The following is a 22,311-nucleotide window of genomic DNA, read 5'->3' as shown; positions in this document are numbered from 1 at the left end:
CCCGAGCCTCCCGCGCCTCGCGCGACCATGCCTGCGGTGATGCGGCGATATGGCACGGGCCTTGCGTAACAACGCCGTCGCGCTGCACTGCAAAATAACAAGGCGCATCTTTCTCCGATCACCCGCGAGGCTGTCATGAAGAATCTGCAACACGCGCTACAGAGCGGCAACTGGCGATCGCTGCTTGCCTGTTTCCTGTATTTCGATACCGGCTTTACCGTATGGGTGCTTTACGGCCCGCTCGCCCCGTTCATCGGCAAGGACATAGCGATGACGGCCGCGCAGCAAGGCTTTCTCGTCGCCGTCCCGGTACTGGCCGCCGCGATTTTGCGCGTGACGCTCGGCAACCTCTATCAATCGACCAATGGACGGCGCATTGCGCTCGTCGGCGTGCTGCTGTCCGCGCTACCGACGATCGTGCTGCCGCTTTGGCCCGCAGCGCCCAGCTACACACTCCTGCTCGTACTCGGCGTGTTTCTCGGCATGGGCGGGGCGAGCTTCGCCGTCGCGCTTCCGATGGCCGGCAGCAGCTATCCCCCGAAAGTCCAGGGCCTCGTGCTCGGCCTGGCCGCCGCCGGCAACATCGGCGCGGTGCTCGACGGGTTCCTGTTCCCGCGCGTCGCGGCTGTGCTCGGCTGGCAAATGGCCACCGCGGCGGCGCTGCCGCTGCTTGCGATCGCGGGCCTCGCGATCTTCGCATGGGCGGAAGACCGCGGCGAAAAGACCGGCAGTACGCTGCGCGCAACCGGCAGCTTCATCGCCACGCTCGCGGGCCTCATCGTGCTCGTCCTCGCGGTGAAAGCAGGTGTGTTCGGCACGGGCAAGACCGGCCTGCTGCTCCTGCCGGTGCTCGGCGCGATCGGCGCGATCGCGCTGTTGCCGGCGCGTTACCGGAGCGTGCTGGCAGAACGCGACACGTGGGTCATCATGCTGGTCTACAGCATCACGTTCGGCGGCTTCGTCGGCATGTCGTCGTATGTGACGCTGCTGCTCACGAATCTTTATCAAATGCCCAAACTCGAAGCCGGCCTGTTCATGTCGCTGCTTGCGTTCCTCGGCGCGATGGTACGCCCGCTTGGCGGCTACCTGGCCGATCGCGTGACCGGCGTGCGCGCCCTCGTCGTCCTCCTCGCCGTCATCTCGGCCGCCGATCTGCTGTTCGCGGCATGGATGCCGCCGTTGAGCGGCGGCATCGCGATCCTCGTGTGCCTGTATCTCGCCTTCGGACTCGGCAACGGCTCGACGTTCCAGCTCGTGCCGCATCGCTGGAAAGGCAAGACGGGCCTCTTGTCAGGTGTCGTGGGCGCCGCGGGCGGCATCGGCGGTTTCTATCTGCCGGTTGTCATGGGCATCGCCAAGGAAAGCACCGGGAGCTACCAGATGGGCTTCGCCACCTTCGGCGCGCTCGCCGCCTGCGCGTGCCTGGCCGTCCTCGCGCTGCGCGCGCAATGGCTCGTCTGGGCGGCGCCGGGCGCGCCGGTCGCAGCCCCCGCGGCGACGGCCGGCATCCGTCGCACGGCCACAGCGGGCGACTGAGTCAGGTTCGCGCACTTCGCGCGCGTCATTCTTTGCAAGGCATGCGGCAACGCATGCCTTTTTCTTTGGCGACGCGGCAACCGGCAGCCGGAGACACGAGCGGCGGTTCCCGCTCGGCAGCGGCGTTCCCGCTCGATGGTAAAATGCGCGATTCCCTTGCCGCTTACGAACGGGCGCTTGCTGCGCTCCGTCGCCCCATCATGTCCGATACCCGCGCCGATACCCTTTTTGCCCTCACCGCACTCTCACCGCTCGACGGCCGCTACGCCGCCAAGACTGAAGCCCTGCGCGATTGGCTGTCCGAAGCCGCTTTCATGCGCCACCGCGTCACCGTCGAAGTGCATTGGCTCATCGCGCTCTCGCACGCGGGCTTCGCCGAAGTGCCGCGCTTTTCGGGCGAATCGGAGCGGTTCCTGCTGCAGCTCGTCGAACGCTTTTCGGCCCACGACGCCGCGCGGATCAAAGAGATCGAGCGCGTGACGAACCACGATGTGAAGGCGGTCGAGTACTGGCTCAAGGAATCGGTCAAAGGCCAGTCCGAGCTCGAGCGCGCAAGCGAATTCATTCATTTCGCCTGCACGTCCGAGGACATCAACAATACCTCCCACGGGCTCATGCTCGCCGGCGCACGCGAGCACGTGATCCTGCCCGCGCTGCGTTCGGTCGAAAGCCGGCTCGTCGCGCTGGCTCGCGCGCATGCCGAGCAACCGATGCTCTCGCGCACGCACGGCCAGCCCGCGAGCCCGACGACACTCGGCAAGGAAATCGCCAACGTGGCGGCGCGTCTGGCCCGCGCGATCGAGCGGATCGCCGAGGTGCGGATTCTCGGCAAGATGAATGGCGCGGTGGGCAATTACAACGCGCATTTGTCAGCGTATCCCGAGTTCGACTGGGAAGCGTTCTCGCGCGAGGTGGTCGAAAAGCGGTTGAAGTTGACGTTCAATCCCTACACCATCCAGATCGAACCGCACGATTACATGGCGGAACTCTTCGACGCCGTCGCGCGCGCCAATACGATCCTGCTCGACCTCGATCGCGATGTCTGGGGCTATATCTCGCTCGGCTACTTCAAGCAGAAAACGAAAGCCGGTGAAATCGGCTCGTCGACGATGCCGCACAAGGTCAATCCGATCGACTTCGAAAACTCCGAAGGCAACCTCGGATTCGCCAATGCGACGCTGCGCCACCTCGCCGACAAGCTGCCCGTGTCGCGCTGGCAGCGCGATTTGACCGATTCGACGGTGCTGCGCAACATGGGCGTCGCGCTCGGCTATTCGCTGCTCGCCTATGACGCGCTGATTCGCGGTCTCGACAAACTCGAAGCGAATCCGCAGCGCCTGAACGAGGATCTCGACAACTGCTGGGAAGTGCTCGCCGAGCCCGTGCAAACGGTGATGCGCCGGTACGGCATCGAAAACCCGTACGAGCAATTGAAGGAGCTGACACGCGGAAAGGGCATCACGCGCGAGGCGTTGCAGCAGTTCATCGCTCAACTCGCGATTCCCGACGATGCGAAGGCACGCCTCGCGGCAATGACTCCGGCCTCGTACACGGGCAAGGCCGTGGAACTGGCGAAACGGATCGCCTGACCAGTATTCTCCCGTTGCCCGCGTTGCCGCTCCAAGCGCCGACCGCGTGGCACTCGCGGCGACGCCTCCCGTAGCGGCCCCGGTCTAAGACACGCCGATCGTCTTCAACCGTGCGAGCACCTCGTCGACGATCGCCTCGGGTGCCGGTTCGATGCCGACCGTGATCGCCTCATCCTCGCCCGGCTCCTCGAGCGTATCGAGCTGGCTCTGCAACAGCGCCGGATCGAAGAAATGCCCGGAACGCGCGCCGAGCCGCTCGTGCAGCACGGCGAACGACCCCTTCAGATAGACGAAATGCACGCGGCCGTCCGGCGGTACGCCGCCGCGCAGCACGTCGCGGTATTCGCGCTTGAGCGAAGAGCAGCCGAACACGGCCGTCTCACCCGCGTTCTCTTCCTCGAGGATCGCCTCGCGTATCGAAGCCAGCCACGGCCAACGGTCGTCGTCGGTCAACGGAATGCCGTGCGCCATCTTGTCCTTGTTCGCCGCGCTGTGAAACGTATCGCCGTCGATGAAACCACAGCCGAGCCGCTCGGCCAGCAGCTCGCCGATGAGCGTCTTGCCAGCGCCCGATACTCCCATCACGATCAAAATCATTGCGCCTCCCGCTGCGGCACCCGTGGGCCCCAAGGGGCCGGCAAGTGCGTCAAAGAACCGCGCTCAACGCGAAGGTGAGCGCCAGGCCGAGCAGCGAGATGATCGTCTCGCACAAAGACCAGGTCTTGAAGGTCTGCCCGACCGTCATGCCGAAATACTCTTTGATCAGCCAGAAGCCTCCATCGTTCACATGCGAGAAAATGAGCGAGCCCGAGCCCGTCGCCAGCACGAGCAGTTCGGGACGCACGTGCATCACACCGGCAGCGGCCACCGGTGCGACGATGCCGCATGCGGTCGTCATCGCCACGGTGGCCGAGCCCGTTGCGAGCCGGATCAGTGCCGCGGCGAACCAGCCGAACAACAGCGGCGAGAGATGCGCCTGCGTGGCGAGCGCGACGATCTGTTGCGAAATGCCGCTATCGCGCAAGACGCCGCCAAAACCGCCGCCCGCACCGACGATCAACGTAATGCCGGCGATCGGTGCGAGACAATCGCCGCAAAACTTTTGGATCTGCGCGCGCGTAAAACCGCGCAGCGCGCCGAACGTCCAGAAGCTGACGAGCACCGCGATGAGCAGCGCCACGTCCGCGTTGCCGACGAAGCGCAGCAAGTCGTTCGGCAGCGTTTTCGGCGCGAAGGCGAGATCGGCCCAACTCCCCACCAGCATCAGCAAGACCGGCAGCAAAATCGTGAAAAGTGTAATCCCGAAGCTCGGTAAAGCGCGCCGCGCCGCGCCCGTGCCGGCCGCCCCAACCTCGTCGGATTCGACGAATTGCGCGGCGAGCGGATTCGTATCGGGCAGTTTGACGTGGCGATAAATGAGTAGCGCAAAAATCGGACCGGCAACGAGCGCGGTCGGCACGCCGACGATGAGCCCGTAGGCCACTGTCTTGCCGATGTCCGCGCCGTACGCCTGCACCGCAAGCAGTGCCGCCGGGTGCGGCGGGATGAGTCCGTGCACGACGGACAACCCCGCCACCATCGGCAAGCCGATCAGCAGCAGCGATTTACCGGTCCGCCTCGCGACGTTGAATGCGATTGGAATCAGCAGCACGAAGCCGACTTCGAAGAAGACCGGCAAACCGACGATGACGGCGACGAACAGCATCGCCCAGTGGATGTTCTTTTCGCCGAACCAGCGAATGAGCGTGGTGGCGATCTGCTCGGCCCCGCCGGACTCCGCCATCATCTTGCCGAGCATCGTACCCAAACCCACGACGATCGCGATGTGGCCGAGCGTGCCGCCGTTGCCCGCCTCGAACGATTTGACGATCTTGTCCATCGGCATGCCCGCCGCCATGCCCAAAGCAAGCGAGACGAGGATCAGAACGATGAACGGGTAGAGCTTGAAGCGGGTGATCAGAATGATGAGAACTGCAATCGCGATCACCGCGTAAAGGAGCAACAGGCCGCCGTGGACCGATCCCATGAAACCCTCCTTGGCTTGTCATGCAATGAAGGTAAGTGACCGGGCGCGATGCGCCGCGCCGTCGCTGCATTGTAGGCGGACAGACGGCGCGGCGATAGAACGGCTCAGAAAGCGCGGCTTCCCGCGCTGCGTCAATGCTGATGCGCGGCCAGCTCCGAGGCGCCGCGCGCGAGGCGCGTGACTTCGTCCCACTTGTGGGCGGCCAGCGCCGCCTTCGGCGTCAACCAGGAACCGCCGACGCAGACGACGTTCGGCAACGCGAGGAAATTCGGCGCCGTCTCGGCGGTGATGCCGCCGGTCGGGCAGAACTTGAGCGCCGGGAACAGGCCATGGAACGCTTGCAGCATCGCGACCCCACCCGCTTGCTGTGCGGGGAAGAACTTCACGATCTCATAGCCGAGTTCGAGCGCGAGCAGGATGTCGGTGGGCGTCATGACACCGGGCAAGAGCGGCAACCCGGCATCCTGAGCAGCCTTATGCATGTCCTTCGTAAGCCCCGGGGACACGCCGAATTGCGCCCCCGCTTTCTTGGCCAGTGCGCACTGCCCGGGCTCGGTAATGGTACCGACGCCGACGACGATATCGGTCGCAAGCTGGCTCGCCCGCTCGATCGCCTGCAGCCCGGCCGGCGTACGCAACGTGATTTCGAGCACCTTGACGCCGCCCGCATGGAGCGCGCGCGACACGTGCTCGCCCTGCTCGACGGACTCGAATGCCAGCACCGGAATGACCGGGCCGAGCCGGACGATGTCTTCGATCTTTTTCATCTGCACTCCTTATCGCTCGATGGCATGAATATGTCGTTCGGCCTGCTCTCCGACGACCAACGGAAGTCCCTGTGGGACGAGGGAGCCGAACACGGAGGCGCCCATTTCCGCCGGCAACGCGGCCGCGCGAAAGACGCCGAACAATTCGCGGCCGAAGCCGACTTCGTTTTCGGCCTGATGCTTCGGTGCATCGACGGCGCGCGCGGCCCATTCGGCCTCGTCGACTTCGACATCGAGCACGCCACGCTCGGCATCGATCGTGACGATGTCGCCGGTGCGAACCTTCCCGAGCGGCCCGGCCAGCAGCGCTTCGGGCGAGACGTGGATGACGGCGGGCACCTTGCCCGATGCGCCCGACATCCGGCCGTCGGTCACCAATGCGACGTGAAAACCCTGATCCTGCAGTACGCCGAGCAATGGCGTGAGACGATGAAGCTCCGGCATGCCGTTCGCCCGCGCGCCTTGGAAACGGACGACAGCGACGAAGTCGCGCTTGAGCTCACCATTGTCGAACGCTTCTTGCACCGCCTCCTGCGATTCGAAGACGATCGCCGGTGCGCGCACGCTCCGATGCTCGCTCGCCACGGCGGAGATTTTGATGACGCCGCGGCCCAGTTTGCCTTGCATAAGGCGCAGCCCGCCGTCGGGCTGGAACGGCTCGCCGATCGGCCGCAGTACGCTGGCATCGCCGGTGGTCTCGGCACCGGGTACCCAGGCGAGTTCGCCATCGACGAGACGCGGCTCCTGCGTGTAATGCGCGAGCCCCTTGCCCGCGACGGTGTGCACATCGTCGTGCAGCAAGCCGCCCTCGAGCAGATTGCGCACGAGGAATGCCATGCCGCCTGCCGCATGATAGTGATTCACGTCGGCCTTGCCGTTCGGATAGATCTTCGCGAGCAGCGGCACCGCTTGCGACAGGGTGTCGAAGTCGTCCCAGTCGATCACAATGCCCGCCGCGCGCGCGATGGCGACGAGGTGCAGCGTATGGTTCGTCGAGCCGCCCGTGGCGAGCAGTGCCACGATGCCGTTGACGATCGCCTTCTCGTCGATCACGTGGCCGATCGGCGTGTAATTGCCGCGCTCCACGGTGAGATCGAGCACGCGGCGTGCGGCGGCAGCCGTCAACGCGTCGCGCAACGGTGTGTGCGGATGCACGAACGCCGCGCCGGGCAAATGCAATCCCATCACTTCCATCAGCAATTGGTTACTGTTCGCTGTACCGAAGAACGTGCAGGTCCCGTGCCCGTGATAAGCGGCCGACTCGGCTTCGAGCAGCGCGTCGCGCCCGACCTGGCCCGTTGCGAACTGCTGACGGATCTTCGCTTTATCGTCATTCGACAAGCCGCTCGTCATCGGCCCGGCCGGCACGAAGATCGTCGGCAGATGGCCGAACTGCAACGCGCCGATCAACAGGCCCGGGACGATCTTGTCGCAGATGCCGAGGCACAGGGCCGCATCGAACATGTTGTGCGTCAGCGCGACAGCCGTCGACATCGCGATGACTTCGCGCGAAAAAAGCGACAGCTCCATGCCGGGATTGCCCTGTGTGATGCCGTCGCACATGGCCGGCACCCCACCCGCGAATTGCGCGACGCCGCCGTTCTCGCGCGCGGCGCGCTTGATGAGGTCCGGAAAATCCTTGTACGGCGCATGTGCCGACAGCATCTCGTTGTAAGACGAGACGATCCCGATGTTCGGCGCGCGTTGCGCCTTGATGGCGAGTTTGTCGTTGCCTTCGAGGCCGGCGAAACCATGCGCCAGATTGGCACAGGACAAGACACCGCGCGCGGGAAACCGGCCTTGCGCGGCGTCGATACGCGCGAGATAGGCCTCGCGCGTCGCCCGGCTCCGTTCGACGATGCGTCTGGTTACTTGAATCAGCGTGGAATGCGGCGAAACCATGGAGAAACGCTCCTTACCGGAAGACGGCGCTCGCGGCGCCTTGCATGTGAGGCGATGCGGCCGCGCGGGGCCGCCTGATGAGCTGAATCGTTTTGAGCGCAGCCAGTTTAGTAGAAAAACTACATGACTTCAATGCCTATCCGCGAGAAATGGCCGCCATACAGCCATGAATTAAGCGCCCGCAGACATCGTCAGCTCGATCTTCGTGTAGATTTTCTACACACAAACCGCGATACTATTCGCCGACAACCGCTTGCCCGCCGCCCCCGCGCGGTCCGACTGCCATGCTCGCCCGAATTGAAGCAATGCGCATGCAACTGCGCCCCTCCGAACGCAAATTGGCCGACTACGTGCTCGATACGCCCCGCGAGGTGCTCGATCTCGCGATGACCGAACTCGCCAAGCGAGCCGGCGTGAGCCAGCCGACGATCGCGCGCTTTTGCCATGCGCTCGGCTGCGGCGGCTTTCGCGAGTTCAAGATCCGCCTCGCTCAAAGCATCGCGCAAAGCGTGCCTTCGGTCTACCGCGACGTCCGCCACGACGAGCCGGCGCCCGGCATCATCGCGAAGATATTCGATAGAACGATCGGCGCACTGATCGAAGTGCGCAACAGCCTGTCGGCCGCGAGCGTCGCGAAGGCGGTCGAGCTGCTCGGCCAGGCCTCGCGCATCGAGTTCTATGGGGCGGGCGGCTCGGGCATTGCCGCCCAGGACATCCAGCACAAGTTCTTCCGGCTCGGCATTCCGAGCGTGGCCTATGCGGATCCGCACACGTATTCGATGTCGGCCGCGTTGCTGAATAAAGGGGATGTGGTGGTGGCGATATCGAACACCGGGCGCACACGCGATATCGTCGATGCCGCGCAATCGGCGCTCGGCTGCGGCGCGAGCGTCGTTGCCATCACGCATAGTCACTCGCCGCTGGCGCGGCTCGCGACGGTGAGCTTATCGGCGAACGTCGCCGAGGAAACGGATATCTTTTCTCCGATGACTTCGCGCATGTCGCATCTTGCGATCGGCGACATTCTTGCCGTCGGTGTGGCGCTCACGCGCGGCGCGGAACTCGTCGACAAGCTGGCGCAAGCGAAAGCGACGCTGACGCGCCGTCGCATCGAAATCGACGCCTGATGGACAGTCGTCAGAACGGTTTGACGACGACGAGCGCCACGGCCGCCAACAATCCCAGCACGGGCAGTTCGTTGAAGAAGCGATACCAGCGATGCGAGCGGCGGTTCTCGCCGCGCTCGAACACGTGCAGCAAGCGGCCGCAATAGGCGTGGTAAAGAACGAGCAGCACGACCACGCCGAGCTTCGCGTGAATCCATCCTTGCCCCTGCCCGATACCCACGACGAGCCAAAGCCACAGACCGCACGCGAGTGCGGGTACGGCAATGAAGGTCATGAACCGAAAAAGCTTGCGCGCCATTGTCAGCAACCGGCGCTGAGCGGCCGGCTCGGTTTCCATGGCCAGATTGACGAAAATCCGCGGCAGATAGAAAAGGCCGGCAAACCAGGATGCAACGAGGACGATATGAAACGTCTTGATCCAGAGCATGGTTATCGTCCTAGGGTTCGTTCTTACTGCCTTATTTCTCCATGACCGAGCACGACGTACTTCAACGATGTGAGCCCCTCGAGACCGACCGGCCCGCGTGCATGGAGTTTGTCGTTGGAGATGCCGATCTCCGCGCCGAGCCCGTACTCGAAACCGTCGGCAAACCGCGTCGAGGCGTTGACCATCACGCTCGCCGAATCGACCTCGCGCAAAAAGCGCATGGCGCGGTCGTGGTCCTCGGTCACGATGGCGTCGGTATGGGCGGAGCCGTAGGTGTTGATGTGCTCGATGGCCGCATCGATTCCATCGACGACCTTGATCGCCAACACGGGTGCAAGATATTCGGTGCGCCAGTCGGCCTCGGTCGCATCGACGAGCTCGAACGCCGCGGCATCGCTCCCGCAGGCAACTTCGAGCGCAGCGCGCGCGGCCGCATCGACGCGTAGCTCGACGCCTTTGTCACGATAAAGCCGCGCGAGCGGCGGCAGCAGGACCTGCGCGACGCCACGTGCCACCAGCAGCGTCTCCATGGTGTTGCAGGTACCGTAGCGGTGCGTCTTCGCGTTGTCGCACACGGCGAGCGCCTTGGCGATATCGGCGCGATCGTCGACATAGACATGGCAAATGCCGTCCAGGTGCTTGATCATCGGCACGCGCGCTTCCTCGATCAGGCGCGCGATGAGGCTCTTGCCCCCGCGCGGCACGATCACATCGACGAACTCCGTCATCGTGACGAGCTTGCCGACGGCTGCGCGATCGGCCGTCTCGACGACCTGGACCGCATCGCGCGGCAAACCCGCCGCGGCGAGGCCTTCGCCGATCAACACTGCAAGCGCCGAGTTCGACGCGAGCGCCTCGGAGCCGCCGCGCAGAATCGTCGCGTTACCCGACTTCAGGCACAGCGCCGCCGCATCGATCGTCACATTCGGCCGCGATTCGTAGATGATGCCGACAACGCCCAGCGGCACACGCATCCGCCCAACCTGGATGCCGCTCGGCCGGTACTTGAGACCATCGATTTCGCCGATGGGATCGGGCAGCGCGGCCACTTGGCGCAGCCCTTCGATCATCGTCGCGATCGCCTTGTCGGACAGCGTCAGCCGATCGACGAACGCCGCATCGAGTCCCTTGTCCCGCGCGCGCGCGACGTCGCCCGCGTTGGCGGCTTTCAGTGCCGGCACCTCGCGCTCAATGGCACAGGCAATCGCCTCGAGTGCATCGTTTTTCGCCGCGCTCGAGGCACGCGCCATCGCCCGCGATGCTTGGCGGGCGCGCCGGCCGACGCCGGTCATGTATTCGTCGATATTCATCTTGCTTCTCGTCGATCGTGCGCGCAGTGCGCGCCATGCGGATGCTTCAGGCTGATTAGGGATAGGGATGGCGATAGCGGCATGACAAGCCGCGATGCACCGATTGTAAGCGCAACCGGCCGCAGGCGCCGCGAGCGCGGGACCAGCACCGTCGCCGGCCGCTCACGCAGCCTTGCCCGGCGCGGGTGCGGTGCGCTTGCCCGGCGCGGCAACGAGCGCGGCAAGCTCGAAAAGGCCGTCCCACGGATCGGGCGGCAACGCGTCGCGCCAGCGCCCGCCCGGCATGGCGCCCGTCAGGCCCTTCACCTGCCTGTCGAGTTGCGCGGCCAGCACCAGCCCCTGCTCCAGGACGCTTTCGGTCAACCTTCCGAGCGCCGGGCCGACCAGGCGCTCGCGCGGCCCCCAGACGCGGTTTTCGCGCAACAGCGTCGCGAGCGGCTTGCCCGCCGCCGCGCCGCGCTTGATACGCAGCAGCGTGCGCACCTCTTCGGTGAGCGCCCAAAGCACGAGGACGGCCGCTTCGCCTTCGCCCTTCAGGCCGTCCAGCATTCGCGCGAGCCTGCCGACATCGCCCGCGAGCATCGCCTCATTGAGCTTGAAGACGTCGTAACGCGCGACGTTGAGCACCGCGTCGTGCACCTGTTCGAATGTCAGCGTGCCGGCCGGATAAAGCAACCCGAGCTTCTGAATCTCTTGATGCGCGGCAAGCAGATTGCCCTCCACGCGCTCGGCAATGAACTGCAGTGCACGCCGCCCTTGCTCTCCGGGCGGCACCCGCTGGCCTTGCTGCGCGAGACGCTGGGCCACCCAGTTCGGCAATTGCGCGCGATCGACCGGGTCGATACGCAGCGCGACGCCGGCCTGCTCCAGGGCCGAAAACCACGCGGACTTTTGCGTCGCGGCATCCAGACGCGGCAACGTGACGAGCATCAGAACATCGGGATTGCCGGCCGCGGCGAGCGTCTTCAACGCGTCGGCACCCTCCTTGCCGGGCTTGCCCGAAGGAATGCGCAACTCGACGAGTTGGCGATCGCCGAAGAGCGACATCGACTGGCTCGCCCCAATGAGCGAGCTCCAATCGAAGCTGCGCTCGACGGTGAACACGGACCGCTCGGTGAAACCCGCCGCGCGCGCCGCGGCGCGGATGCGATCGCTCGCCTCCTGCACGAGCAGGTGCTCGTCGCCAAAGACGACGTAGAGCGGCGCGAGCCCCTTGGTCAGATGCGGTTCAAGCGCGTCGAGTCGTAGCTGCATGCGGTGTGCTCCGGACTTGGCAGCGCAGCCATCAAAGCGGCGGCGGCGGCAGCGGCGCGCGCGGCGCGACGGCCGGTGCCTGCTCGCTCGGCGCCGGATGCAGCGAGCGCACAGCACCGAGACGGCGCGTGAGCTGATCGACGGCATCGTTTTGCATGTCCGCGAAAAGCAACTCCGACTCTTGCTGTTTCGCCGTCGTGTACCTAGGGCTGTACGTCATCGCGCGGTTCAGCGCGATGATGCTCGGTGGGATCAGTAGCGCACCATCCGCGCCGACGAGCGAGTAGGTCATGGAGTAGGTCAGCAGATACTCCTCGGCCACGCCCTGCGTATTGAGCGTCAACGTCGATTGCCCGCGGCTTTCCGAGATCGTCAGAATGGCGTCCGCATTCGCCGGCGAGTGGACGATGACGGTGTCGCTGCCACCTTGCACCATGCGCGTGAGGCGCGCGGCGACGACAGGCGTCCCGCCCGAGACGGCGAGCCGTTTGAACGCGTAGTTCTGCTGCCCGCGCAGCTGAAAGCCGCACGCGCTCAGCATCGTCGTTGCCGCCAGAAAGGCGAGAAATGATCGGCGAATCACATTGGCTCCCAAAAGGGTCTGTTCGCACGGGCGCCGACGGCGTTCCGGTGCGCCCGAAGCACGAGTTGAACCGTCAGATCGTCAAACGACGACATTCACGAGCCGGCCCGGCACCACGACGACCTTCTTCGCCGGCTTGCCTTCGCTGAAGCGTGCAAACATCTCGTGAGCAAGCGCGGCAGCCTCGATGGCTTCGCGCGGCGCGTCTTTGGCGATCGTCAGCGCACCGCGGACCTTGCCGTTGATCTGCAACACCAGTTCGATGTTCGCCTGCTCGAGCGCTTGCTCGTCGACCTTCGGCCACGGCGCATCGAGCAGCGGGCCGAATTCCGCGGTATAGCCGAGTTCGCCCCAGAGCACGTGCGTGATGTGCGGCACGACCGGATAGAGCGCGCGCAGCAACACACCGTAGCATTCGCGCAGCACCGGGGCACGCGCGCCCTTGGCCGCTTCGAGCGCGTTGAGCATCTTCATCGCGGCGGAAACGACGGTGTTGTACTGCAGCCGCTGGTAGTCGAAATCGGCCTGCTTCAGTACGCCATGGATCTCGCGCCGCAACACTTTCTCGGGCTCGCCGAGCGTCGCCGCATCGAACGTCTCGCGCGTGGCAAGGCTTTCGCGGTTCGCGTGGCCGAACGACCAGGCTCGACGCAAAAAGCGGCTCGCGCCTTCGACGCCGGAGCCCGACCACTCGAGCTGCTGCTCGGGCGGCGCCGCGAACATCGTGAACAGTCGCGCCGTATCGGCGCCATGCTGATCGATGAGCAATTGAGGATCGACGCCGTTGTTCTTCGATTTCGACATCTTCTCGACGCCGCCGAGACTGACCGGCTGACCGTCGGTGTTGAGCGTCGCACCGATCGGACGGCCCTTGTCGTCGTGCGACACGGTGACGTCGGCCGGGTTGTACCAGGTCTTCTTGCCCGCGGCATCCTCGCGGTAGAAGGTCTCGTTGAGCACCATGCCCTGGGTGAGCAGATTCTTCGCGGGCTCGCCGAACTTGACCAGGCCCATGTCGCGCATGACCTTCGTCCAGAATCGCGAGTAAAGCAGATGCAGGATCGCATGCTCGATCCCGCCGATGTACTGGTCCATCGGCATCCAGTAATCGGTGCGCGCGTCGACCATCGTAGGCGCATCGGGGCACGGGTAGCGCGAGAAGTACCAGGCGGAATCGACGAACGTATCCATCGTGTCCGTCTCGCGCCGCGCATCGGCGCCGCACTTCGGACACTGGCACGCCAGGAACGCCGCCGACTTGGCGAGCGGATTGCCCGTGCCGTCCGGCACGAGGTCCTCGGGCAGCACGACGGGCAGATCGCTTTCCGGCACCGGCACATCGCCGCAGGCCGGGCAATGAATGATCGGAATCGGTGTGCCCCAGTAGCGCTGGCGCGAAATACCCCAATCGCGCAGGCGCCAGGTCACCTGTTTGTCGCCGAGGCCGAGCGCCTTCAAATCCGCAGCGATCGCATCGACAGCCGCTTCATGCGAAAGGCCGTCGTACTTGCCGCTGTCGATGCAGCTCACGCCATCCTTGTCGCCGTACCAATCCTGCCATGCCTCGGTCGAATAGTCGCAACCGGGCTTGGCGATCACCTGCTTGATCGGCAAGCCGTACTTCTTCGCGAACGCGAAATCGCGCTCGTCGTGCGCCGGCACGCCCATCACCGCACCTTCGCCGTAGCCCATCAGCACATAGTTGCCGATCCAGACTTCGACGCGCTCATGGGTGAGCGGATGAGTGACGAAAAAGTCCGTGGGCACGCCCTTCTTTTCCATCGTCGCGACGTCGGCCTCGGCGATGCCACCGTGTCTGCATTCGTCGATGAAGGTCTGCAACTCGGGCTTGTCCTGGGCCAGCCGCGTGGCAAGCGGATGCTCGGCCGCGATGGCGGCGAACGTCACACCCATGATCGTATCGGCCCGCGTCGTGAATACGCGCAATTGCTTCTTCTCGCCGTCGAGTTCGTACGGGAAAGCGAAGTTCACGCCGAAGCTCTTGCCGATCCAGTTCTGCTGCATGATCTTCACGCGCTCGGGCCAGCCCAGGCCGTCGAGATCGCCGAGCAGTTCGTCGGCGTATTGCGTGATGCGCATGTAGTACATCGGAATCTCGCGCTTTTCCACGAGCGCACCCGAACGCCAGCCACGGCCGTCGATCACCTGCTCGTTCGCGAGCACCGTCTGATCGACGGGATCCCAGTTCACCGTGCCCGTCTTCTTGTAGACGATGCCCTTTTCGAGCATCTTCAGGAACAGCCACTGGTTCCACTTGTAGTACTCGGGTTTGCAAGTGGCGACTTCGCGCGACCAGTCGATCGCCAGCCCCATCGACTGCATCTGCCTTTTCATGTAGTCGATGTTGTCGTAGGTCCACTTGGCCGGCGGCACACCGTTGGCCATGGCCGCGTTTTCGGCAGGCATGCCGAACGCGTCCCACCCCATCGGCATCAGCACGTTGTAACCGTTCATCCGCAGATAGCGGTACATCACGTCGTTGATCGTGTAGTTGCGCACATGCCCCATGTGCAGCTTGCCCGACGGATATGGCAACATCGAAACGCAATAGAACTTCGGCTTGGCCGGATCTTCCGCGCTCAGATACGCATTGGATGCGCGCCAGTCTGCCTGGGCGGCGGCTTCGATATCGGCGGGTAAATACTTTTCTTGCATGGCGTGGTCAGGGCTTGGCGGTCGTCGCGCTGGCCGGTGCTGTCGCGCCCGCGCAGGCGAAACGCGCGCTCGGGTGGCGGATGCCATTACCGTGCGCGCGGAGAAAGGGTCGATTATACCGTTCGATGCTACGGCCGCCGGTATCGCTTCAGGGATTTGCAGCAGCGGGCGGCTCGGTCACGAAGCCGATGCGCTCGAGCCCGGCCGCCTGTGCCGCCGCCATGACCTCGGCAATGACGTCGTAGCGCGTGGCGCGTGCGGCGCGCAGATGGATATCGGGCGGCTGCGGCGACTTGCCGGCCGCCATCAGCCGGGTGCGCAAGGCTGCGAGCGGGAGAAGCTTGCCATCCCAGTAAAAGTGCCCAGCGTCGTCGATCGAGAGCGTGATCGTCTGCGGGGTCTGCCGTGCCGGCGCCGACGAGACCTTCGGCAAATCGAGCCGGATCGCGTGCGTGAACAACGGCGCCGTAATGATGAAAATGACGAGCAGAACGAGCATCACATCGATGAGCGGCGTCATGTTGATGTCCGCCATCGGCGCGCTGTCCTGCTTCGAATCGAATCCGCCGAATGCCATGCGCTTCTCCCGGGCTAGCGCCTGCTCGAGCTAGGACTGCAGCTGCGCGTCGCGCAGCCGGCGCGCTTCCTTTTCAGGCGCGCAGACATAGGCTTGCAAATCGCGGGCGAAACCGTCGAGATCCTCGGACACCTGCCGCTGCAAACGGCCCAGGATGTTATAGCCGAGCACGGCCGGGATGGCGACCACGAGCCCGAATGCCGTCATGATGAGCGCCTCGCCGACAGGCCCCGCGACGTTTTCGATCATCGCCTGCCCACTGGCCGCGATGCTGCCGAGCGCGTGATAGATCCCCCACACGGTGCCGAGCAGACCGACGAAGGGCGCAGTGCTGCCGATGGACGCCAGCAGCACATGGCCGAATTCCAGCCTGCGCTGCGATACGAGCAGCGCCTGACGCAGCGCGCGCGTCACGCGCTCGCCGAAGTCGACCCGCGCGAGCAATACCGTCGTGCCCATCGCGCCATGCGCCTGCGAGACTTCGAGTGCCGCCACGGCGAGCGGCGTGAACACGCGTTCCTTGTCGACGGCCCGCAGGGCGAGCACCGCATCGGAGAGTGTCGCGGATTGCCAGAAGAGCGCCACCGACCGCGGCCCCTGGCGCTTGGCGCGCACGAGCATCCAGGCCTTGACGAGCAGGAAGCACCAGCTCGCGACCGACATCGCGAGCAGCAGATAGGCAACGCCGTGTGTCACGGCATCGCCCGTTTGCAGATAGTGCATTACGCCGGTAGTTGCCATCGCGTTTCCTGTCGCGTTTGCCATCGACCGCGCCGACCTCGCCTCGCTCAGGGAGTGCGGGGTTGCCGGGGCCGGCCGCCTCCGCGCACGCAGCCCGATTACCGCAAGCCGAGCACGTCGCGCATGTCGTAAAAGCCGGTGCCGCGCTCGGCGAGAAACCGTGCGGCGCGCAGCGCGCCTTGTGCGTACGAGACGCGGCTTGCCGATTTGTGCGTGATCTCGATACGCTCGCCGGTACCGGCGAACAATACCGTATGGTCGCCCACGATGTCGCCGCCGCGAATCGCAGAAAACCCGATCGTCGACGGATCGCGCTCGCCCGTTATGCCGTGACGGCCATAGACGGCGCAATCCTCGAGCTTGCGGCCGAGGGCGCCCGCCACCGCCTCGCCCATCATCAGCGCGGTGCCCGACGGTGCGTCGATCTTGTGCCGATGGTGCGCCTCGATGATTTCGATGTCATAGCCCTCGGCGAAATGGCGCGCCGCGAATTCGAGCAGCTTCAGCGTCACATTGACGCCGACGCTCATGTTGGCCGCGAACACGATGCCGATCTTTTCGCCCGCGCGCGCGAGCGCCTCTTTTTGCGCTTCGTCGAAGCCGGTCGTACCGATCACGAGCTTGGTGCCGTGCCGCAGCGCCGCGTCCAGATGCGCCATCGTGACTTCGGGGCGCGTGAAATCGATCAGACAATCGGCACCGGCCAGCACGCCATCGACGTCATCGGACAGCGTGACGCCCGTCTTCTTGCCCAGAAAAGCACCGGCGTCCTCACCGAGCGCCGCCGCGCCCGGACGGCCGAGCGCCCCAGCGAGCACCGCATCGGGATCGTTGAACACCGCTTCGATCAGCATCCGGCCCATCCGGCCCGATGCGCCTGCAATGGCGATTTTCATCGGCACTCAGCGCTCACTCTTATGACGATAGGACTCACTGCGAGTTGGTGGGGCCAACCGGCTCGCTCTCGTTTTGCTTGGCCGGCGGCGGCTCGCGGTGGAATTGGAATTGCGGCGAGGCGCCGGACGGAGCGCCCGTGCCGGGTACGCCCGAGCGCACCGCCGGAGCCGAACTCGTCTGATTGACGGCGCGATTGGCCGCCTGCGCCGCCTGCGCGTTGGCATCGGGTGCGGTTTCCGAAGCTGACTGAGCCGCAGCCGGCGCCGAAGCAGCCGCCGCAGCCGAAGCCGCCGACTCGGAGGCCGCTGCGGCGGAACTCGCGGCGGCGGCCTGGGCCGCCTTGGCTTTCTTGCCGCGCCTGTCGCCGTCGATATCGGCAAGCAACTCGAGTTCCGATGGCAGATCGTCCCCACCTTGCCAGCTCGTGACCGCATCGTCCTTGAAATTGACGACGAAATCGCGCTGCTGCACGACGGCTGTCGAACCGCGCTTGAAGTAGAACAAATAGTCCCAGCGATCCGCATGGAACATGTCGGTCAACAACGGCGTTCCAAGCGCGGCCTTCACTTCGGCACGCGTCATGCCGACGTGCATCTTGGCAGCCGCCTCCTTCGAGACGAAGTTGCCTTGCACGACGGTGATCCGATACGGCGTGATGCTTTGGGCGATGCGCTGCGTGAGGCTGTCGTAGGTCGAACATCCAGCGAGGAGCGCAACTGCCGCGGCGATAACGAACGCGCCGCGCGCGCCGCTCCCCCGACACTTCAAAAGAAAATTTGGACTCATTTCACCCACCGAGCGGGCCTCTTTTTGCATGCGCCGAGACCGCGCGAGTTTCACCGAAGATGACCGGAACCGCAAAAACCCATTACTATTGGAGCCCTGCATTGTACTCTAGGGATGCCTTGCCATGACCAATCCGACCGATCTCAAAAATATCGGGCTCAAGGCGACCCTTCCACGCCTGAAGATTCTCGAGATCTTCCAGCGCAGTCCGGTCCGCCATTTGACGGCCGAAGACGTCTACCGCAATTTGCTCAACGAACAACTCGACATCGGGCTCGCCACCGTATATCGCGTACTGACGCAGTTCGAACAGGCAGGCCTGCTCTCGCGCAGCAACTTCGAATCGGGCAAGGCGGTGTTCGAACTGAACGAGGGCACGCACCACGACCATCTGGTCTGTGTCGACTGCGGCCGCGTCGAAGAGTTCTTCGATCCCGAAATCGAAAAGCGCCAGCAAGCGATTGCCGAAGAGCGGGGCTTCAAGCTGCAAGAGCATGCGCTCGCGCTCTACGGCACTTGTACGAAGGAAAACTGCCCTCATCGCAAACACTGAGGCCAGCATCGAGCATCGGTGCTCGCACGCCATAAACGCAAAGAGCCGCCCGTCGATGAGGCGGCTCTTTGCATCTGGGCGATCGGCGAACGGGCGCATCCCCTCGCGGCGTGCACCCGATACCGTCGTCACTTCGCCGTGGCGAGCGCGATAGCCGTATCCAACATGCGGTTCGAGAAGCCCCACTCGTTGTCGTACCAGCTCGACACCTTCACGAGGCGCCCCGCCACCTTCGTCAGCGTCGAGTCGAACGTCGACGAAGCCGGGTTGTGGTTGAAGTCGACCGAGACCAGCGGCGCATCGTTGTAGCCGAGAATACCCTTCAGCTCACCCGCGGCCGCATCCTTCATGATCGCGTTGATCTCTTCGACCGTCGTGTCGCGCTTGGCGATGAACGACAGGTCGACGATCGAAACGTTGATCGTCGGCACGCGAATGGCATAGCCGTCGAGCTTGCCCGCCAGCTCAGGCAACACGAGGCCGATGGCCGCCGCGGCGCCGGTCTTCGTCGGAATCTGGCTGTGCGTGGCCGAGCGCGCGCGGCGCAGGTCTTCGTGATAGACGTCGGTCAGCACCTGGTCGTTCGTATAGGCGTGGATCGTCGTCATCAGACCCGTTTCGAGGCCGATCTTGTCGTTGAGCGGCTTGACGAGCGGCGCGAGACAGTTCGTCGTGCACGATGCGTTCGACACGACCGTGTGTTCGGCCTTCAACGTGTTGTGGTTCACGCCATACACGATCGTCGCGTCCACGTCCTTGCCGCCCGGCGCCGAAATCAGCACCTTCTTGGCGCCGCCTTGCAGATGCGCACTGGCCTTCGCCTTCGACGTGAAAAAGCCCGTGCACTCCATCACCACGTCGACACCGAGTTCGCCCCACGGCAACTCGGCCGGGTTGCGGTTCGCCAGTACGCGAATCTTGTCGCCGTCGACGATGAGGTAATCGCCGTCCACTGCCACTTCTGAATTGAACCGCCCATGCGCCGTGTCGTACTTCGTGAGATGCGCGTTCGTCTTTGCATCACCGAGGTCGTTGATGGCGACGATTTCGAGATCGTGCTTCTTGCCATTCTCGTAGAACGCGCGCAGCGTATTGCGGCCGATCCGGCCATAGCCGTTGATTGCAACGCGAATCGTCATGCTGTTTCTCCTGAACTTGGGCTGAAAAAAGTCCTGTGTTTTCCAACAGTCCGGCGGCGCGGCTGGGCGAGACCCCGCGGTCGGACCCCTCTCGTCCTCTTATTGGTCGAGCGCCGTCTTCGCAGCCGCGACGACGTGCTCCACCGTGAAGCCGAAGTGCTTGAACAGCACGCCGGCGGGGGCCGATTCACCATACGTGTCGATACCGACCACGCTTCCCTCGAGCCCGACGTACTTTCGCCAGTAGTCGGTCACGCCTGCCTCGATTGCCACGCGGCGCACGCCCTTCGGCAGCACGCGCTCGCGATATTCGGCGTCCTGACGGTCGTACACCGTCGGCGCAGGCATGGAAACCACGCGCGCGGCGATGCCTTCGCGCGCAAGCGGCTCCACTGCCTTCAGGGCGAGTTCCACTTCGGAACCCGTCGCGATGAGAATGATCTTGCGCGCGACGATCTCATCGTCCCAGTCGCGCAGCACATAGCCGCCCGACGCGACATTCGCGATCTGGGCCTCGGTACGCTCCGAGAACGGCAGATTCTGCCGGCTGAACACCAGGCACGACGGGCTCTGACGCTCGATGGCCCGCGTCCAGGCCACGGCCGTCTCGACCGTGTCGGCCGGGCGCCAGACGTCCAGATTCGGAATCAGGCGCAAGCTCGCCAGGTGTTCGATCGACTGATGCGTCGGACCGTCTTCGCCGAGGCCGATCGAATCGTGCGTGAAGACGAAGATCGACGGCGCCTTCATCAGTGCGGCGACGCGCAGCGCATTGCGGCTGTAGTCCGAGAACGTCAGGAACGTGCCGCCGAACGCCTTGTAGCCGCCGTGCAGCGCGATGCCGTTGATGATGGCGCTCATGCCGAATTCGCGCACACCGTAGTTGATATGGTTGCCCCACACGATGCCGCTTTCGCCCTCGCCGGCCGCGCGCACGGGCTTGCTGGCCTTCCAGTTCGTGAGGTTCGAGCCGGTCAGGTCGGCCGAGCCGCCGAGCAGTTCCGGCAACGCCGCCGCGAGTCCGTCCAGCGCAAGCTGCGACGCCTTGCGCGTGGCGACCGTCTCGGCCCGCTCGTTCGCGCCCGCGATGATCGCCTGCGCCTTCGCGGCCCAGTCGGCGGGCAGCTTGCCTGCCGCGCGGCGCTCGAATTCGGCCGCCTCAACCGGGTACTTGGCCCGATACTGCGCGAGCGCGCCGTTCCAGTCCGATTCGTTGCGCGCGCCCAGCTCCTTCGCATCCCACGCCGCATAGACCTCTTGCGGAATGACGAACGGCTCCCATGTCCAGCCAAGCGCCGCGCGCGTGGCGGCGACTTCCTGTGCGCCGAGCGCCGCACCGTGGACGTCGTGGCCGCCGGCCTTGTTCGGCGAACCCTTGCCGATCACGGTCTTGCAGCAGATCAGCGTGGGCTTGTCCGCACGCTTTGCCGCCGCGATGGCCGCATCCACTGCATCGACGTCATGACCGTCGACGTGGGGAATCACGTTCCAGCCGTACGCTTCGAAGCGCTTCGGCGTGTCGTCGTGGAACCAGTGTTCGACGTGGCCGTCGATCGAGATGCCGTTGTCATCGTACAGCGCAATCAGCTTGTTGAGCTTGAGCGTGCCCGCGAGCGAACAGGCTTCGTGCGAGATGCCCTCCATCAGACAGCCGTCGCCGAGGAAGACGTAGGTGTGATGGTCGACGATCTTGGCATCGGCCTTGTTGAACTCGGCAGCCAGCAGCGCCTCGGCAAGCGCCATGCCGACGGCGTTCGCAAGCCCCTGGCCGAGCGGCCCTGTCGTCGTTTCGACACCGGGCGTGATGCCGTATTCGGGGTGACCGGGCGTCTTCGAATGAAGCTGGCGGAAATTCTTCAGTTCGGCGAGCGGCAGGTCGTAGCCGGTCAAATGCAAGAGCGCGTAAAGCAGCATCGAGCCGTGCCCATTGGAGAGCACGAAGCGGTCGCGATCGGCCCAGTGCGGATTGACCGGATTGTGCTTCAGGTGGCGCGACCAGAGCGCCACGGCAATGTCCGCCATGCCCATCGGCATGCCGGGATGGCCCGAGTTCGCTTGTTGCACGGCGTCCATCGCGAGCGCGCGGATTGCGTTCGCCATCAGGGCGGTGGGGGCGGGAGACGAGGTCGTCATGTCGAGTCCGGAGAACGAGTCGAGAAAGCGGGGCCGTGCTGAAGGCCGTTGCTCGCTGCCCAAGGCGCCGCCCGGGCACGAATGAATCGAGCACGGCGGGGACAGATCGATAGAGCAAACGGACGGGGCTGCAAAGCATGCCATTCTAACAGATGCCCCCTTTTGCCGGCCTGCCTCGCGGGCGATCGGCGTCCCGCCCGCCGGCCGCGCGCAGGTACCGCGTCGGCGTTCGGGCACCTATAATCGAGCGGTCGACGACTCATTGCACGCGCCGCCCGCCGCGCCTTC

At 64.8% G+C, this 22,311-nt stretch carries 19 protein-coding genes; 4 read left to right on the top strand and 15 right to left on the bottom strand.

Translation table 11 applies throughout. The features are described 5' to 3' along the window. Positions 1–135: 135 nt before the first annotated feature. Both ACR9ZC_RS09900 and purB read left to right on the top strand, forming a co-directional pair. Positions 136–1,536, top strand: a complete 1,401-nt coding sequence (locus ACR9ZC_RS09900) for an MFS transporter (protein ID WP_481580143.1) — start codon at positions 136–138, stop codon at positions 1,534–1,536. 200 nt (positions 1,537–1,736) lie between these two features. Further along, positions 1,737–3,125: an adenylosuccinate lyase gene (gene purB / locus ACR9ZC_RS09895; RefSeq protein WP_481582634.1), complete on the top strand. Its 1,389-nt coding sequence runs from the start codon at positions 1,737–1,739 to the stop codon at positions 3,123–3,125. 84 nt (positions 3,126–3,209) lie between these two features. Here the strand turns inward: purB and ACR9ZC_RS09890 are convergent, their stop codons facing one another. The 4 genes from ACR9ZC_RS09890 to edd all read right to left on the bottom strand — a co-directional run bounded on the left by ACR9ZC_RS09890 (position 3,210) and on the right by edd (position 7,820). Then, complete coding sequence (locus ACR9ZC_RS09890; protein ID WP_481580142.1) at positions 3,210–3,722, bottom strand: gluconokinase; 513 nt, start codon at positions 3,720–3,722, stop codon at positions 3,210–3,212. 49 nt (positions 3,723–3,771) lie between these two features. After that, a complete protein-coding gene (locus tag ACR9ZC_RS09885; protein ID WP_481580141.1) occupies positions 3,772–5,151 on the bottom strand; it encodes a GntT/GntP/DsdX family permease in 1,380 nt (459 codons plus the stop codon). A gap of 131 nt (positions 5,152–5,282) precedes the next feature. Beyond that, entirely contained in the window at positions 5,283–5,918 is a 636-nt protein-coding gene (eda, locus tag ACR9ZC_RS09880; protein ID WP_481580140.1) for a bifunctional 4-hydroxy-2-oxoglutarate aldolase/2-dehydro-3-deoxy-phosphogluconate aldolase, read from the bottom strand. Between the two features lie 9 nt (positions 5,919–5,927). After that, entirely contained in the window at positions 5,928–7,820 is a 1,893-nt protein-coding gene (edd, locus tag ACR9ZC_RS09875; RefSeq protein ID WP_481580139.1) for a phosphogluconate dehydratase, read from the bottom strand. Between the two features lie 284 nt (positions 7,821–8,104). Here edd and ACR9ZC_RS09870 point away from each other — a divergent pair, with 284 nt between their 5' ends. After that, on the top strand, positions 8,105–8,947 hold the full coding sequence (locus ACR9ZC_RS09870) for a MurR/RpiR family transcriptional regulator (protein ID WP_331568724.1): 843 nt from the start codon (positions 8,105–8,107) through the stop codon (positions 8,945–8,947). A 10-nt stretch (positions 8,948–8,957) separates the two neighbouring features. On the opposite strand, the gene ACR9ZC_RS09865 is transcribed toward ACR9ZC_RS09870, so the two are convergent. The 9 genes from ACR9ZC_RS09865 to ACR9ZC_RS09825 all read right to left on the bottom strand — a co-directional run bounded on the left by ACR9ZC_RS09865 (position 8,958) and on the right by ACR9ZC_RS09825 (position 18,198). Then, positions 8,958–9,374, bottom strand: a complete 417-nt coding sequence (locus ACR9ZC_RS09865; protein WP_481580138.1) for a CopD family protein — start codon at positions 9,372–9,374, stop codon at positions 8,958–8,960. Positions 9,375–9,397: 23 nt separating this feature from the next. Further along, positions 9,398–10,684 (bottom strand): glutamate-5-semialdehyde dehydrogenase, encoded by a 1,287-nt coding sequence (locus tag ACR9ZC_RS09860; protein ID WP_481580137.1) that lies wholly within the window; start codon positions 10,682–10,684, stop codon positions 9,398–9,400. 162 nt (positions 10,685–10,846) lie between these two features. Next, complete coding sequence (gene holA / locus ACR9ZC_RS09855) at positions 10,847–11,938, bottom strand: DNA polymerase III subunit delta (protein WP_481580136.1); 1,092 nt, start codon at positions 11,936–11,938, stop codon at positions 10,847–10,849. Positions 11,939–11,969: 31 nt separating this feature from the next. Then, a complete protein-coding gene (locus tag ACR9ZC_RS09850) occupies positions 11,970–12,521 on the bottom strand; it encodes an LPS-assembly lipoprotein LptE (RefSeq protein ID WP_331568730.1) in 552 nt (183 codons plus the stop codon). An 81-nt stretch (positions 12,522–12,602) separates the two neighbouring features. Beyond that, complete coding sequence (leuS, locus tag ACR9ZC_RS09845; protein WP_481580135.1) at positions 12,603–15,197, bottom strand: leucine--tRNA ligase; 2,595 nt, start codon at positions 15,195–15,197, stop codon at positions 12,603–12,605. Between the two features lie 148 nt (positions 15,198–15,345). After that, positions 15,346–15,774 carry an ExbD/TolR family protein gene (locus tag ACR9ZC_RS09840; RefSeq protein WP_331568734.1) on the bottom strand — a complete coding sequence of 143 codons (429 nt, stop codon included), beginning with the start codon at positions 15,772–15,774 and terminating at the stop codon, positions 15,346–15,348. A 30-nt stretch (positions 15,775–15,804) separates the two neighbouring features. Further along, positions 15,805–16,515: a MotA/TolQ/ExbB proton channel family protein gene (locus ACR9ZC_RS09835; RefSeq protein ID WP_331568736.1), complete on the bottom strand. Its 711-nt coding sequence runs from the start codon at positions 16,513–16,515 to the stop codon at positions 15,805–15,807. A 98-nt stretch (positions 16,516–16,613) separates the two neighbouring features. Beyond that, positions 16,614–17,411 carry a 4-hydroxy-tetrahydrodipicolinate reductase gene (dapB, locus tag ACR9ZC_RS09830; RefSeq protein ID WP_481580134.1) on the bottom strand — a complete coding sequence of 266 codons (798 nt, stop codon included), beginning with the start codon at positions 17,409–17,411 and terminating at the stop codon, positions 16,614–16,616. A gap of 34 nt (positions 17,412–17,445) precedes the next feature. Next, the gene (locus tag ACR9ZC_RS09825) at positions 17,446–18,198 is read right to left on the bottom strand and encodes an outer membrane protein assembly factor BamE (RefSeq protein WP_331568740.1); all 753 of its coding nucleotides are present in this window, start codon (positions 18,196–18,198) and stop codon (positions 17,446–17,448) included. A gap of 124 nt (positions 18,199–18,322) precedes the next feature. Between ACR9ZC_RS09825 and fur the strand changes: the two genes are divergently transcribed. Beyond that, positions 18,323–18,751, top strand: a complete 429-nt coding sequence (fur, locus tag ACR9ZC_RS09820) for a ferric iron uptake transcriptional regulator (RefSeq protein ID WP_173255305.1) — start codon at positions 18,323–18,325, stop codon at positions 18,749–18,751. A gap of 128 nt (positions 18,752–18,879) precedes the next feature. Here fur and gap read toward each other — a convergent pair whose 3' ends face one another. Together gap and tkt are read right to left on the bottom strand one after the other, a co-directional pair. Beyond that, positions 18,880–19,890, bottom strand: coding sequence for a type I glyceraldehyde-3-phosphate dehydrogenase (gene gap, locus ACR9ZC_RS09815; RefSeq protein ID WP_481580133.1), 1,011 nt, complete (start codon positions 19,888–19,890; stop codon positions 18,880–18,882). Between the two features lie 99 nt (positions 19,891–19,989). Then, positions 19,990–22,023: a transketolase gene (tkt, locus tag ACR9ZC_RS09810; protein ID WP_481580132.1), complete on the bottom strand. Its 2,034-nt coding sequence runs from the start codon at positions 22,021–22,023 to the stop codon at positions 19,990–19,992. Positions 22,024–22,311: the final 288 nt, after the last annotated feature.

It is taken from the genome of Trinickia sp. HAY1-2D, assembly GCF_056754935.1.
This window is presented reverse-complemented; position numbering and strand designations above follow the sequence as displayed.